Raw genomic sequence first — 12,808 nt, 5'->3', positions numbered from 1 at the left:
AAGCAGCAGGGCGGGAGCGAGGGGGCGGAGGTGCGTGTTCATCCGGTCCAACAGGCCATGCGCCGCCTGAGTGCCGCCTGAACGAAGGAGGATGGGCAAATGTGCAATGCAGCGCGAAGGGAGCCCGTCTGCCGAACGTTGTAAGGTCGAGTACTCCCCCAGCCGAACCAGAGTCCTGTATGTTCGTACGCCGCAACTCGAGAACGTCTGCCCTGGCCGGCAGCCTGGCTCTGATGGCTTGCGGGGGCGGCGGGAGCTCTCCCGCGCCTGCACCAACTCCGACCCCGACCCCGACCCCTACTCCGACACCCGCGCCCGCTTCGACCGAACGCAACATCCTGCCTGCCGATACCAGCGCGGCGATCACGACCAATCTTCAGGCCCATTTCGTCATCAATCCCGATCCGGCGGTGCCCGCCAAGGGCCGCCTGTTCGTGATGCTGCCCGGCACCGGCGGCATTCCGGCGGTCTATCGCGACATCGTGCGCACCGGGGCGGCGCGCGGTTACCATGCCGTGGGGCTCACCTATCCCAATGACGAGGCGGTCGAGCGGCTGTGCGGCAGCTCCGCCGATCCCGATTGTGCCGGCAAGGTCAGGCGCGAGATCATCACTGGGGAAGACCTGAGCACGCTGGTTTCGGTAAACACGGCCAATGCGATCACTACCCGGCTCACCGTGCTGCTCCAGTTTCTCGACCGTTCCTTCCCGGCCGAAGGGTGGGGGCAGTTCCTCAGCGGCGGCCAGCCGGACTGGTCGCGGATCACCGTCGCGGGTCATTCGCAGGGCGGGGGACATGCGGGCTATTTCGCCAAGCTGGTCGCGCTCGACAGGGCGGTGATGTTTGCCGCGCCCGGCGATACCGGGGTCGCACCCGGCACGGCAGCGCAATGGGTCTCGCTGCCCAATGTAACGGCCGCGTCGCGGCAATATGGCTTCATTCATGTGAACGACCCCTTGGTGCCGCTCGCCACCGCCAGCCGCGCGTGGGACGTGATCGGGCTGGGCGCCTTCGGGCCGCTTACCAGTGTGGACGGCAGCGCGGCACCTTTCGGCAATGCGCGCCAGCTGACCACCGCCCTGCCGCCCAATCCCAACCCGACGGGCCCAAGCGCCTCCCCCGCCCACGGCGCGCCGGTGGTCGACGGGGTGACGCCCCGTGACGCGCAGGGCCGGCCGGTCTATGCTCCCGTGTGGATCTACCTTGCCTTTCCGTGACATGGAGGAGGCAGGCTGACATTGCCGCGAAATCGGCTAATGCGCCTCGGATGACCCAGACACAGCTCTATCTCATTTCCCCCCTCGACGTCGGCGGCGAGTTTCCCGCGCGGCTCGAGCGGGCGCTGGCCGCGGGCGCGCGGCGGCATGGCGATCTTGTCACCGCCTTCCAGTTCCGGGTGAAAGGCGTGGACCAGCACGAGGCCGCGCGCCTTGCCGCCCCCCTCCAAGCGATCTGCGCTGCGCATGACGTGGCCTTCATCGTCAACGATTCGGTCGCGCTGGCCAAGCGGTTGAAGGCCGACGGGGTGCATCTCGGGCAGGACGACGGCTCACCTAAGGACGCGCGCGCCGAACTCGGCCGCGAGGCGCAGATCGGCGTCACCTGCCACGCCAGCCGCCACATGGCGATGGAAGCGGGCGAGGCGGGGGCGGATTATGTCGCCTTCGGGGCGTTCTTTCCCTCAAGCACGAAGGACAAGGGCGACGCCGAGCGCCCGCTTCCCGAGTTGCTCCAGTGGTGGACCCAGCTGTTCGAAATCCCCTGCGTTGCCATCGGCGGGATCACGCCCGAGAACTGCAAGCCGCTGGTCGAGGCGGGGGCGGATTTCCTCGCGGTGTCGCATGCCGTCTGGGGCGGGGACGAGGTCGCCGCGATCGAGGCTTTCGCCAGGGTGATGCGGGGGTGAAGCGTCGCCTCGCCATGGCGGCGGGGGCGCTTGTCCTGTGGCTTGGCGCGGTTGCCGCTTGGATCGCGGCCGGCCCGGCGGTGACGGGCGCGGAGCGGGGCGAGACCGCCATCGTCCTCGGCGCGGCGACGTTCGACCGGTGGCCTTCCCCTGTCTTTGCCGCCCGGCTCGATCACGCAGCTGCGCTCTACCGCACCGGAAGGGTGAAACGCATCCTTGTGACCGGCGGCATATCGCCCGAGGACCAGATTTCCGAAGCAGCGGCGGGCCGGGACTACCTGATGGTGAGCGGCGTGCCCTTGTCTGCGATCCTGAAGGAAGACCGCTCGCGCACCACCCGCCAGAACTTAGCCAATGCTGCTCAGGTGCTGGGGCCCGAGCGTAGCAAGCCGGTAGTGATCGTCTCGGACCCGCTCCACATGCGCCGCGCCATGGCGATGGCGGCGGCAGAGGGTTTCGCCGCGCTGCCATCGCCCACGCCCACCACCCGCTACCGCAGCCTCGGCACGCAGTTTCCGTTCCTCGCGCGCGAGGTGTGGTTCATGCATGTTTTCTGGCTGGCAGGGCGGTGAGCAGCCCGCGGGCGTTCGAGTCTTTCGCTCAAGTAATGCGTCGGTAGGCGCTCCGGCCATCCCCCGCCGCGCTGCGATCAATTGCCGAGTGCGGCCGCCAGCAGGCTCATGTGCAGCACCGGGTACATGCCGATGATCGAGCCAATCGCCAGAACCACGATAAGCACCACCCCCTTGGCCACACCTACCGGCCAGTTCCGGAACCACAGGCCCATGCCCATGCGCAGGAAGGCGACCACCAGCAGCGCCTGCAGAAGCAGGCTGGTGACTGCCTGATAGGGGACGATGTAAGGCAGCGGGCCGAGCAGTACGATCGGCACCGTCCAGGCGTTGAGCAGGACGAAGGTCGCCCGGACTCCCCGCCGCCAGTCGAGCCCGCTCCACCACACCAGCAGCGGCGCGGTGACCAGCGCGTAGAAGACCGACAGGACGGGGGTGCCGAGCACCGACATCCAGCCGTCGACATCGCTGATGAAGCTCTCGCGGCTCTTGCCCGATCGTTCGAGCCACGGGTTGATCGTCTCGGGCGGCTGCGCCTCGATGATGCCCTTGAAGCCGCCGAGGAGGAAAAGGTAGAAGGTCAGCAGCCCGCACAAGGCGATGTAGAAGCCGAGCGGGCGCTTGTACCGACCACCGCCAGTCGGTCCCAATTCCATATAGGTATCGAGCACTGCCCGAGGCCGGACAAGCAGGTCACGGAACGTGTGCCATTCGGTTTCCCCGAAACCGATGGTGTCCTCGGCGATGTCGACGAGGCGGGTCTTTTCTTCGTGTGCCTTGGGCGCGCAGCCATCATTCTCGCCCACGCTTGCCTCCCCCGGATCAACACGCGCCCTGCGCGGCATCCTGCCTATCTGGGGCGAGGCCATTCGCAAAGTCAATCGCGCGCGGTTCCTCGCGCTCAGCGCCCCAATTGATCGGCCATCGCGGAAGGAAAAACTAGGGGTTGTCTGGCGGGACAAAGGGAAGGACAGGGCGGTCCATCGCCTTCAGGCGCTCGAGCGCGGTGCAAAGATCGATGCCGACCATCGCAAGTTCCAGCGCGTCGGCCTTGGCAAGGGCTTGTTCGACGAGTTCGATCAGTTCGGACAGCGAAGCCCGTGTGGCACCGTATGAGCAGTTGATCACATCGCGGCTTCCCTCTGCCCTGATGCCGGATTGGGTACCTGACGGCTCATCCAGATTTTTCATTGCCATGTCTCAAATCCGATCCGGTGCCGGTGTCAGCCGGAGAATCTCTGGCTCGCGATTGCGCGCAGATTCCTGCGGAGCGGCGGGGTGATCATTGGCAGCCTGACCCATGCGCCCCCTCGCGGTTGCGAGATTGCCCTTCACCTCGATGAGTGTGGTGCAGTTGCCCAGCAAGGTGGGTGGCATGTTGACGAACACGTTCTCGAATTGGCCTGGGGCGATACGGTAAGTCTCGTGATAGATCCCGACCGCTTCCGTGGCCGCGAACTTGCGATTGAAATCTGCCCAGGCGGGCACGTGGCTGAGGTCCTTGGCCCTGGCATAGGCCTCCAGCGTCTCGAACGAGCTCCAGTACTGGACCAGCAGGATGGTCCGTCCGAACCACGATTTGCAGCCCAGAAAGCCGAGCTCCGGGCGCTCTTCGAGCTCGCGGATCATCCGGCCCATGCTGAGGATCAGCGGCAGCCACTGGTGTACCATCCACCAGTGATTGATCCGCATCCCGATGAGGAATACGGTGAATCCCCGATCGCTATGGGCCGTCCAGCGGCCTTTCAGCACTGCGCTCACGCGCCGCCTCCTTCAGGCTTTCTGACAATCCCGAGCGCCGCCCCGATCTTCTGCAGCGCCTGCATGACGAAGGCATCGCGCGCGCCTTGCGCCAGATCGAGCGTGCCCATCGCGTCGGTCCGCATCAGGCTGACCACGCCGTGCAGACTCGACCAAGCGAACAGGGATTCGGCATCGATGGACTCGCGCGTCGGCGTCTCCCCGCGCGCCCTTGCCACCCGGGTGAGTGAGGCACGCAGGACCTCGAAGGACTCGCGCGCGCCCAGCATCATGTCGGTGTGCGCGTGCGGATCAGGCAGGCTGCCTCCGAATATGAGGCGATATTTGAGCGGCTCGGTCAGCGCGAAGCGGACATAGGCAAAGCCCATCGCAAGCGCATCGGCCGCAGGATCATCGGTTGTCGGCGGCGATCGCAGCGCGGCTGCGAAATCGGCAAAGGCGCGGCGCACGATCTCGGCCAGCAGGTGATCGCGGCTCGCGAAGTGGCGGTAGGGGGCCTGATGCGAGACGCCGAGCCGGCGAGCCACCTCGCGCAGGCTGAGTTTCTCCACGCCAGACTGGGTGATGATGGCGAGGGCCTCGTCGAGGCAAGCCTCGCGCAGATCAACCCCGGTGCTTTTCTGGGTGCGCGCCATCATCTCCGGCGCTCGCAACCGGCGAGGGAACACTCACTGGGTAAAAGCAAGATGGCGGACAAAGGTGCAACTCCCGAGGTTGACACTGTCAACACTATTGCAGCACGTTGACGCTGTCAACCAAGCGCAGCCGCGACACGGCCGGAAAGCATCGGCCGATGGGAATTGGAACTGTGGTGGGGACCGCGGACGCGGTGAACCGGCTCAGGCCCCGCTCGACACCCGCGTGCAGATCAGGCGGCTCGGCGACCCGTCAGGCGCGAGCTTCTGCAAGGTGTTGTCGCCGAGCACCCTGTAGCGCTCGTCTTTCTTGGGGCCGCGAGTGAAGATCACCTCGTTGCCGCGCAGGAGGTAGATGCCGCTGCCCGCGGGGCTCTCGTAGCTCGAGGCGGTGCCGATGCGGAACGCCTCGGCGGGCACGGGCACGAAGGCCTCGCCCCCCGCATCGCCCGGCAGCGCGCATTCCCAGTCGCCGTGGCGCAGGATGCCGAGCATGCCGCCCGTCGCCATGCCCGCCGAGCCTTGCGGGCGCGAGGCAGTGCGGTTGTCGGTCTGCTGGGCCTCTTCCATGCCCTGCCCCCGGCTCGGCAGAAGAGCGGCGGCGGCAGCGGCGCTGACCAGCAGCAGGAACACGTAACGGTTCTTCATGGTGGAGCCCTTTATCAGCCCGGATGCGCGTGCGCCATGGCATTAACCATGCGCGCGTGCCGGGGAGCTGGAGCAGTGCCGCCCGCTTGCCCCGTCCGCCATGCTCGGCTATGGGCGCGCATTCTTTCCGGCGCGGCGCCTGTCCGGCAGCCCGCCGCCTTGCTCTTTCCACCTCGTAAAAAGGCCCACAGCCCATGAAGATCAGCGGCGTCGATATCCGCCCCGGCAACATTCTCGAATATGAAGGCGGCATCTGGAAGGTCGCCAAGATCCAGCACACCCAGCCGGGCAAGGGCGGGGCCTATATGCAGGTCGAAATGAAGAACCTGCAGGATGGCCGCAAGACCAACGTGCGCTTCCGCAGCGCCGACACGGTCGAGCGCGTGCGGCTCGACACCAAGGACTTCCAGTTCCTCTATGCCGAGGGCGATGATCTCGTCTTCATGGACAACGACACCTACGAGCAGATCACGCTCCCCGGCGACCTGCTGGGCGATGCGCGCCCCTTCCTGCAGGACGGGATGCAGGTCGCGCTCGAACTGTGGGACGAAAAGCCGATCTCGGTGGAGCTGCCCGCGCAAGTCGAAGCCACCATCGTCGAGGCCGACGCCGTGGTGAAGGGCCAGACCGCCTCGTCGAGCTACAAGCCCGCGATCCTCGACAACGGTGTGCGCATCATGGTCCCGCCGCACATCGGCAGCGGCACGCGCATCATCGTCGACGTCTACGAGCAGGCCTACGTCGGCAAGGCGGGCTGAGGATTTGAATGGCGCTGGTCCGGCAATACTTCGATGATCCGAGGCTTGCCGGACTGGATATTTCCGACAGCTGGCTAATGGGTTTCGTGTTCGAGCAGGGTCATGCGATCCGCTTGTTTTGCGATTTCCACCTGACCCGCGAGCACCCTGAGTGGAGGCCATTCAAGCGAGGGGATGTCTGGGCCTGTTATCGAACGGGTTCGATTGTCTTCCGAAACTGCGTGGACGTTTTCCTTAATGCCGGAGCGGGTATTCGGAAGCATGACTCTCGCGGCTCAATAGGGAAATGGGGCGGATTTCCGCGATCAACCGATGGTTATGACTGCGGCACGATGGACACGTTCGAAATCCACGATCTGATCGTGAAGGTCGAAACGGGCGCCTTGGAATTTGAAATCCACACGACGGACTTCGCTGTGGAACTAGATCGAGTGGAAAGTTAGATGGCAGCTATTTCCGGCCTCATCCGCGTTATGGAACGCGCCGCGCGCAAGGCGGGCGGGCGTCTGCGGCGCGATTTCGGCGAAGTCGAGCACCTTCAGGTCTCCCGCAAGGGCCCGGCCGATTTCGTCAGCAAGGCCGACATGCGCTCCGAGCGCACGATCTACGACGAACTCACCGCCGCGCGCCCCGGGTGGGGCTTCGTGATGGAAGAGGCGGGCGTGATCGAGGGCGATGCGGGCATGCCGCGCTGGATCGTCGATCCGCTCGACGGCACCAGCAACTTCCTCCACGGCATCCCGCACTTCGCCATCTCCATTGCTGCACAGGAACCGCGCCCCGACGGCAAGGGCTGGGGCGATGTCGTGGCGGGCGTGGTCTACCAGCCGATCACCGACCAGACCTTCTGGGCCGAGAAATCGCGCGGCGCGTGGCTCCACGATGCGCGCCTGCGCGTTTCGGCCCGCTCGCGCCTGTCGGATGCGCTGGTGGCGACCGGCGTGCCCTTCTTCGGCCACGGCGACTTTGCCGAATGGAGCAAGATCTTCGGCGCCATCGGTCCCGAGGTCGCCGGGATCCGCCGCTTCGGCGCTGCTTCTCTCGATCTCGCCTATGTCGCGCAGGGCCGCTTCGACGGGTTCTGGGAGAGCGGCCTTTCCGATTGGGACACCGCCGCGGGCTGCCTGCTGGTGCGCGAGGCGGGGGGCTTCGTCAGCGACTTCCGCGGGCGCAGCGAGGCGATCCATTCGCAGCAGGTTCTCGCGGCAAACGACGCGCTGCACTCGAAGCTCCACAAGCTGCTCGCCGGAGCCTTGCGCTAGACCCATTGCCTTGGCGCGGGCGCCCCGCTAACAGCGCGTGGCATCCGCTCCGGGCGCCCCTGTGGTGGAATTGGTAGACGCGACCGACTCAAAATCGGTTATCGAAAGATGTGCCAGTTCGAGTCTGGCCAGGGGCACCACACCTCTCCTGTTCGCAGCTGGATCCTCGCCGCGCGAAAGATGCCTGAGCGCATAGGCAGGCGGCACTTTCCTACACCATTGCGGTTGTGTCATGGTGCGGCCATGATCGCTTCCATGCCCTTTTCCGGTACCCGTCGGGACCCTTTAGGAGCGATGGTGCGGGCGAATAGAATTTTGCAATTTGGCTGTGTCTCATTGTCTCCAACAAGGGCGACGACGGGCACAGTATTCGAAGGGGACAAGCGATGCGGATGATGGCGATGCTGGCGGGGGCGAGCGTGCTGGCGCTGGGGGCGGTGCCGGTGCAAGCAGACGAACTGCGCGATGCGGTGACGGCGCAGATGCCGCAGCTCGTCGAGCTCTACAAGGATCTCCACGCCCACCCCGAGCTGTCGTTTCAGGAGGTCGAGACCGCCAAGAAACTCGCCGCGCGCGCGAGGGTGCTGGGCTTCGAGGTGACTGAGGGCGTGGGCAAGACCGGCGTGGTCGCGGTGATGAAGAACGGCCCCGGCCCGGTGGTGATGCTGCGCGCCGACATGGACGGGCTGCCGGTGATCGAGCAGACCGGGCTCCCCTTCGCCTCCAAAGTGCGCGCCGTCGCCCAGAACGGGACCGAGACCGGGGTGATGCACGCCTGCGGGCACGATACCCACATGACCGCCTGGATCGGCACCGCGCAGCTCATGGCGGCGCGGCGCAAGGAGTGGTCGGGGACGCTGGTGATGATCCTCCAGCCCGCCGAGGAAACCGGCCAGGGCGCCAAGGCGATGCTCGATGACGGGCTGTTCACCCGCTTTCCCAAGCCCCAGTATGTGCTCGCGTTTCATGACGCCGCGCAGTTCCCGGCGGGGCAGATCGGCTATTCCAAGGGCTTCGCGCTCGCCAATGTGGATTCGGTCGACGTGGTGGTGCCGGGCGTGGGTGGCCACGGTGCCTATCCGCACACTACCAAGGACCCGATCGTGCTTGCCTCGAGCATCGTGATGCGGCTCCAGACACTGGTCAGCCGCGAGCAGAACCCGTCCGATCCGGCGGTGGTGACGGTGGGCAGCTTCCAGGCGGGCGCCAAGCACAACATCATTCCCGATCAGGCGCGGCTCCAGCTGACGGTGCGCAGCTATTCGGACGAGACGAGGAAGCACCTGCTCGAAGGGATCGCCCGCATTGCGAAGGGCGAGGCGATCGCGGCCGGCATGCCCGAGGACAAGATGCCGAAGGTCACGGTGCAGGACCCCTATACGCCCGCGACCTACAACACGCCCGAATTCACCGATCGGGTGATCGCCGGTCTCAAACCCCGTTTCGAGGGGCGGATCATGGAGACCCCGGCGGTGATGGGGGGCGAGGATTTCAGCCGCTACTACCGCGCCGACAAGGCCAATATCGAAAGCCTGATCTTCTGGGTCGGCGGGGTCCCGCAAGCGCAGTGGGAGAAGGCGCAGAAGGGCGAGGTCGAGCTGCCCTCGCTGCACTCGCCGTTCTGGGCCCCCGATGCGCCGGTGGTGATCGCCACCGCGACCGAGGCGCTGACGGCAGCGACGCTGAAGTTGTTGGCGAAGAAGTAAGCCCAGCGCCCGCCCAAACAAAAAATTCGGCCGCCGGAGCGGGCCCTTGCGGGACGCTCCGACGGCCGTTTCTCCTCCCCAGGAGAACTGTGGTGCCGGGTTACTCGCCCGACGGAACGTAGGTGCCGAGCCGGTGGTGCAGGGCGTTGATCTTGGCCAGCTCCTCGCGGTCCTCGGTGTTGCGGGCGTGGCTTTCGAGCGCACGGCGCAGCAGCTTCATGTCGGCGGTCGAAAGCAGCGCGCGGGCGCGCGAGGGTTCGGTTTTGGGGGTGTCGGTATCGGTCATGTCACTCTCCGCTGGGTGATGTCACCCGGCAAGCCTTAGGCGGTTCGATGGCATCCCGGAAGGCCGGATTGTCCGGTCCTCCCGGGATTCTCTCCCAAGCCCTCGCGGCTTACGCCGCCTCGAACTGGTTCATCGTGTTGTGGACGCCGCCTGCCTTCAGGGCGGCTTCACCGGCGAAGTATTCCTTGTGATCGTCACCGATGTCGGAGCCCGACATGTTCTGGTGCTTCACACAGGCGATGCCCTGGCGGATCTCCTCGCGCTGCACGTTCTTGACGTAGCCGAGCATGCCCGCCTCGCCGAAGTACTCGCGGGCGAGGTTGTCGGTGCTGAGCGCGGCGGTGTGGTAGGTCGGCAGGGTGATGAGGTGGTGGAAGATGCCAGCCCGCGCAGCGGCATCGCGCTGGAAGGTGCGGATTTTCTCGTCGGCTTCGTTCGACAGCTCGGTGCCGTCGTAGTCGACGCTCATCAGCTTCGCGCGGTCGTAAGCCGAGACGTCCTTGCCCGCCGCTTCCCAGGCGTCGAACACCTGCTGGCGGAAGTTCAGCGTCCAGTTGAAGCTGGGCGAGTTGTTGTAGACGAGCTTGGCGTTCGGCACGACTTCGCGGATGCGGTCGACCATGCCGGCGATCTGCTCGACATGCGGCTTCTCGGTCTCGATCCAGAGGAGGTCAGCGCCATTCTGGAGGCTGGTGATGCAGTCGAGCACCACGCGGTCCTCGCCCGTGCCGGCGCGGAACTGGTAGAGGTTCGAGGGCAGGCGCTTGGGCGCGAGCAGCTTGCCGTCGCGGCTGATGAAGACCTGGCCGTTGGTGATGTTGGCCGGATCGACTTCATCGGCATCGAGGAAGCTGTTGTACTGGTCGCCCAGATCGCCCGGCTCCTTCGAGAAGGCGATCTGCTTGGTGAGGCCGGCGCCGAGCGAGTCGGTGCGGGCGACGATGATCCCGTCTTCCACGCCCATTTCGAGGAAGGCATGGCGGCAGGCGCGGATCTTCTGGAGGAAGTCCTCGTGCGGCACGGTAACCTTGCCGTCCTGGTGGCCGCACTGCTTCTCGTCCGAGACCTGGTTCTCGATCTGGAGCGCGCAGGCCCCGGCCTCGATCATCTTCTTGGCGAGGAGGTAGGTCGCTTCCGCGTTGCCGAAGCCCGCGTCGATGTCGGCGATGATCGGCACCACGTGGGTTTCGTAATTGTCGATCGCGTTCTCGATGCGCTTGGCCTCGACCGCGTCACCGGCCTTGCGGGCGGCGTCGAGGGCGCGGAACATCATGCCGAGCTCGCGGGCGTCGGCCTGCTTGAGGAAGGTGTAGAGCTCCTCGATCAGCGCGGGCACCGAGGTCTTCTCGTGCATCGACTGGTCGGGCAGGGGGCCGAACTCGCTGCGCAGCGCGGCGACCATCCAGCCCGAGAGGTAGAGGTAGCGGCGCTTGGTCGAGCCAAAGTGCTTCTTGATCGCGATCAGCTTCTGCTGCGCGATGAAGCCGTGCCAGCAGCCGAGCGACTGGGTGTATTGCGCGGGGTCGGCGTCATAGGCGGCCATGTCGGCGCGCATGATCTTGGCGGTGTACTTGGCGATGTCGAGGCCGGTGCGGAAACGGTTCTGGATCACCATGCGCGCGGCGCTCTCGGGGTCGATCGCGGCCCAGCTCGGCCCATTGGCGGCGACGACGGCCTGCATCTGGGCGATGGTGTTCTGGTAAGTCATGTGCATCTCCTGTCCATCTGCGGGGAGGAGCGCGGGGCCGTTCGGACTCGCGCCGCTTGGATGGCCCCGCTTTGGCGTGTTGCGGCGCAGCATGACAGGGAAACTTACAGAAAATCGTGTCGCTATGCGGACAATTGCCCGCGATCTTGTGTCAATCGGTAAATAAGTTTACAAAAGCGACATGCCCGACACCAATCTTCTCGCCGGACCCGCCCTGCGCCGCTTGCGCAAGCGCGAGGGCCTCACCCAAGCGGGCATGGCCAGCCTGCTCGGCATCTCGCCCTCCTACCTCAACCTCATCGAGCGCAACCAGCGTCCCCTGTCCGCCCGCGTGCTGGTGCAGGTGATCGAGCGCTTCGACTTCGACCCGCGCTCCTTGCGTGAGGATGACGCGATCGGCGGGCTCGACGGTTTGGCGCGCCGCATGGCCGACAAGCGCTTCGCCGACTTGGGGATCGACCGCGAGGAGGTGCAGGAATTCCTCGCCGCCGCCCCGCAGGTCGCTGCTGCCTTCGCGCGGCTTTACGACAGCGGCGGGGGCGGCGAGCGCGTGGTCGCCGAAGATGCCGCCACCGCCGCGCGCCGCGCGGTCGAACGCTGGCAGAACCATTTTGCCGACCTCGACCATGCCGCCGAAGACCTCGCCGATGAGCTGCGCCTCAGCCGCGGGGAGCTCAGCGCCGCGCTCTCCGAACGGCTGCGCGAAAAGCACCAGCTGCAGGTCCGCATCCTTCCCGCGGAAGTCATGCCGGGGCAGGTCCACCGCCTCGATCTCCATGCGCGCCAGCTCCAACTCTCCGAGATGCTCCCCGGCGCCGCCCGCCGCTTCCAGATCGCGCGGCAGGTGGGGCAGCTGGAAATGCGCGAGGGGATCGAGACCATCGTCGCCGGCGCGAATCTCGCCAGCGCCGAGGCGCGCGAGGTCTTGCGCGAACATATCGCCGATTACCTCGCGGGCGCGCTGCTGCTGCCCTACCGCCGCTTCCTGCGCGCCTGCGAGGCCACCGGATACGACCTTGCGGTCCTGCAACGCCGCTTTGCCGTCAGCTTCGATCAGGTCGCCGAGCGGCTCACCACCTTGGGCCGCGTCGGCGAGCGCGGCCTGCCGTTCTTCATGGCAGTGATCGACCGGGCGGGGCGCATGACCCGCTTCACCGCCGGGGGGAGCGGGGCGCTCTACCCGCTCGAAGGTGCGCGCTGGCCGGCGTGGGTGCCCTATGCCGCCTTCGAGCGCCCCGGCACCGTCCTCACCCAGGCTGCCACCTTCGGCGAGGGCGAGGGCGCAGGTCGCCACTGGTTCACCATCACCCGCACCGTCGACGGCGACGGAGTGATGTGTTCGGGCCGCCGTGCGGTAGTGCTGGGGATCGAGGCGCGTTTTGCCGGAGACCTGGCGCATGCGCGCGGCCAATCGCTCGACCGGCTCGACGCCGTGCCGCTCGGCACGCCGTGCGGGCGCTGCGGCAAGGCTGAATGCCTGACCCCGGCCCCGGCGCGGCTCGCCAGCACGCTCCCGCGTCCACGCGTGTGACGCCAAATCCCGCGTTAACCCTCGCACCCCGCAGA

Annotated in this window: 15 protein-coding genes and 1 tRNA gene; 9 read left to right on the top strand and 7 right to left on the bottom strand. The window is 66.4% G+C overall.

The features are described 5' to 3' along the window. Positions 1–233: 233 nt before the first annotated feature. The 3 genes from AX708_RS06865 to AX708_RS06855 are packed head-to-tail and all read left to right on the top strand — an operon-like array spanning position 234 to position 2,478. Positions 234–1,217 carry a hypothetical protein gene (locus AX708_RS06865; RefSeq protein ID WP_066527890.1) on the top strand — a complete coding sequence of 328 codons (984 nt, stop codon included), beginning with the start codon at positions 234–236 and terminating at the stop codon, positions 1,215–1,217. A 50-nt stretch (positions 1,218–1,267) separates the two neighbouring features. Then, the gene (gene thiE, locus AX708_RS06860) at positions 1,268–1,906 is read left to right on the top strand and encodes a thiamine phosphate synthase (RefSeq protein WP_066527886.1); all 639 of its coding nucleotides are present in this window, start codon (positions 1,268–1,270) and stop codon (positions 1,904–1,906) included. Then, complete coding sequence (locus AX708_RS06855) at positions 1,903–2,478, top strand: YdcF family protein (RefSeq protein ID WP_156443334.1); 576 nt, start codon at positions 1,903–1,905, stop codon at positions 2,476–2,478. Before thiE ends, AX708_RS06855 begins: the two co-directional genes overlap by 4 nt. A 77-nt stretch (positions 2,479–2,555) precedes the next feature. Here AX708_RS06855 and AX708_RS06850 read toward each other — a convergent pair whose 3' ends face one another. From AX708_RS06850 to AX708_RS06830, 5 genes are all read right to left on the bottom strand, one after another. Continuing rightward, the gene (locus AX708_RS06850) at positions 2,556–3,284 is read right to left on the bottom strand and encodes a hypothetical protein (RefSeq protein ID WP_156443333.1); all 729 of its coding nucleotides are present in this window, start codon (positions 3,282–3,284) and stop codon (positions 2,556–2,558) included. A 133-nt stretch (positions 3,285–3,417) separates the two neighbouring features. Further along, on the bottom strand, positions 3,418–3,675 hold the full coding sequence (locus AX708_RS06845; protein ID WP_066527875.1) for a hypothetical protein: 258 nt from the start codon (positions 3,673–3,675) through the stop codon (positions 3,418–3,420). 3 nt (positions 3,676–3,678) lie between these two features. After that, positions 3,679–4,239: a DUF4188 domain-containing protein gene (locus AX708_RS06840; RefSeq protein ID WP_082745505.1), complete on the bottom strand. Its 561-nt coding sequence runs from the start codon at positions 4,237–4,239 to the stop codon at positions 3,679–3,681. After that, positions 4,236–4,877 carry a TetR/AcrR family transcriptional regulator gene (locus AX708_RS06835; RefSeq protein ID WP_066527871.1) on the bottom strand — a complete coding sequence of 214 codons (642 nt, stop codon included), beginning with the start codon at positions 4,875–4,877 and terminating at the stop codon, positions 4,236–4,238. The genes AX708_RS06840 and AX708_RS06835 overlap by 4 nt, the downstream gene beginning before the upstream one ends. Positions 4,878–5,078: 201 nt before the next feature. Continuing rightward, entirely contained in the window at positions 5,079–5,522 is a 444-nt protein-coding gene (locus AX708_RS06830; protein WP_066527868.1) for a hypothetical protein, read from the bottom strand. Between the two features lie 194 nt (positions 5,523–5,716). Between AX708_RS06830 and efp the strand changes: the two genes are divergently transcribed. From efp to AX708_RS06805, 5 genes are all read left to right on the top strand, one after another. Beyond that, positions 5,717–6,280, top strand: a complete 564-nt coding sequence (gene efp / locus AX708_RS06825; protein WP_066527865.1) for an elongation factor P — start codon at positions 5,717–5,719, stop codon at positions 6,278–6,280. An 8-nt stretch (positions 6,281–6,288) separates the two neighbouring features. Beyond that, positions 6,289–6,723, top strand: a complete 435-nt coding sequence (locus AX708_RS06820) for a hypothetical protein (protein WP_066527862.1) — start codon at positions 6,289–6,291, stop codon at positions 6,721–6,723. Then, complete coding sequence (locus AX708_RS06815; RefSeq protein ID WP_066527860.1) at positions 6,724–7,542, top strand: inositol monophosphatase family protein; 819 nt, start codon at positions 6,724–6,726, stop codon at positions 7,540–7,542. It abuts the gene before it with no gap. A 55-nt stretch (positions 7,543–7,597) separates the two neighbouring features. Continuing rightward, positions 7,598–7,682, top strand: a tRNA-Leu gene (locus AX708_RS06810). A gap of 246 nt (positions 7,683–7,928) precedes the next feature. Then, on the top strand, positions 7,929–9,248 hold the full coding sequence (locus tag AX708_RS06805) for an amidohydrolase (protein ID WP_066527857.1): 1,320 nt from the start codon (positions 7,929–7,931) through the stop codon (positions 9,246–9,248). A gap of 100 nt (positions 9,249–9,348) precedes the next feature. Here the strand turns inward: AX708_RS06805 and AX708_RS06800 are convergent, their stop codons facing one another. After that, positions 9,349–9,534 (bottom strand): hypothetical protein, encoded by a 186-nt coding sequence (locus AX708_RS06800; protein ID WP_066527847.1) that lies wholly within the window; start codon positions 9,532–9,534, stop codon positions 9,349–9,351. 109 nt (positions 9,535–9,643) lie between these two features. Further along, on the bottom strand, positions 9,644–11,242 hold the full coding sequence (locus tag AX708_RS06795) for an isocitrate lyase (RefSeq protein ID WP_066528010.1): 1,599 nt from the start codon (positions 11,240–11,242) through the stop codon (positions 9,644–9,646). 181 nt (positions 11,243–11,423) lie between these two features. On the opposite strand from AX708_RS06795, the gene AX708_RS06790 reads away from it, so the two are divergent. After that, entirely contained in the window at positions 11,424–12,773 is a 1,350-nt protein-coding gene (locus AX708_RS06790) for a short-chain fatty acyl-CoA regulator family protein (protein WP_066527845.1), read from the top strand. The last annotated feature ends 35 nt before the right edge of the window (positions 12,774–12,808 follow it).

This window comes from Erythrobacter sp. CCH5-A1 (assembly GCF_001557115.1).
In the GTDB taxonomy this organism is placed as follows: Bacteria; Pseudomonadota; Alphaproteobacteria; order Sphingomonadales; family Sphingomonadaceae; genus Erythrobacter.
This window is presented reverse-complemented; position numbering and strand designations above follow the sequence as displayed.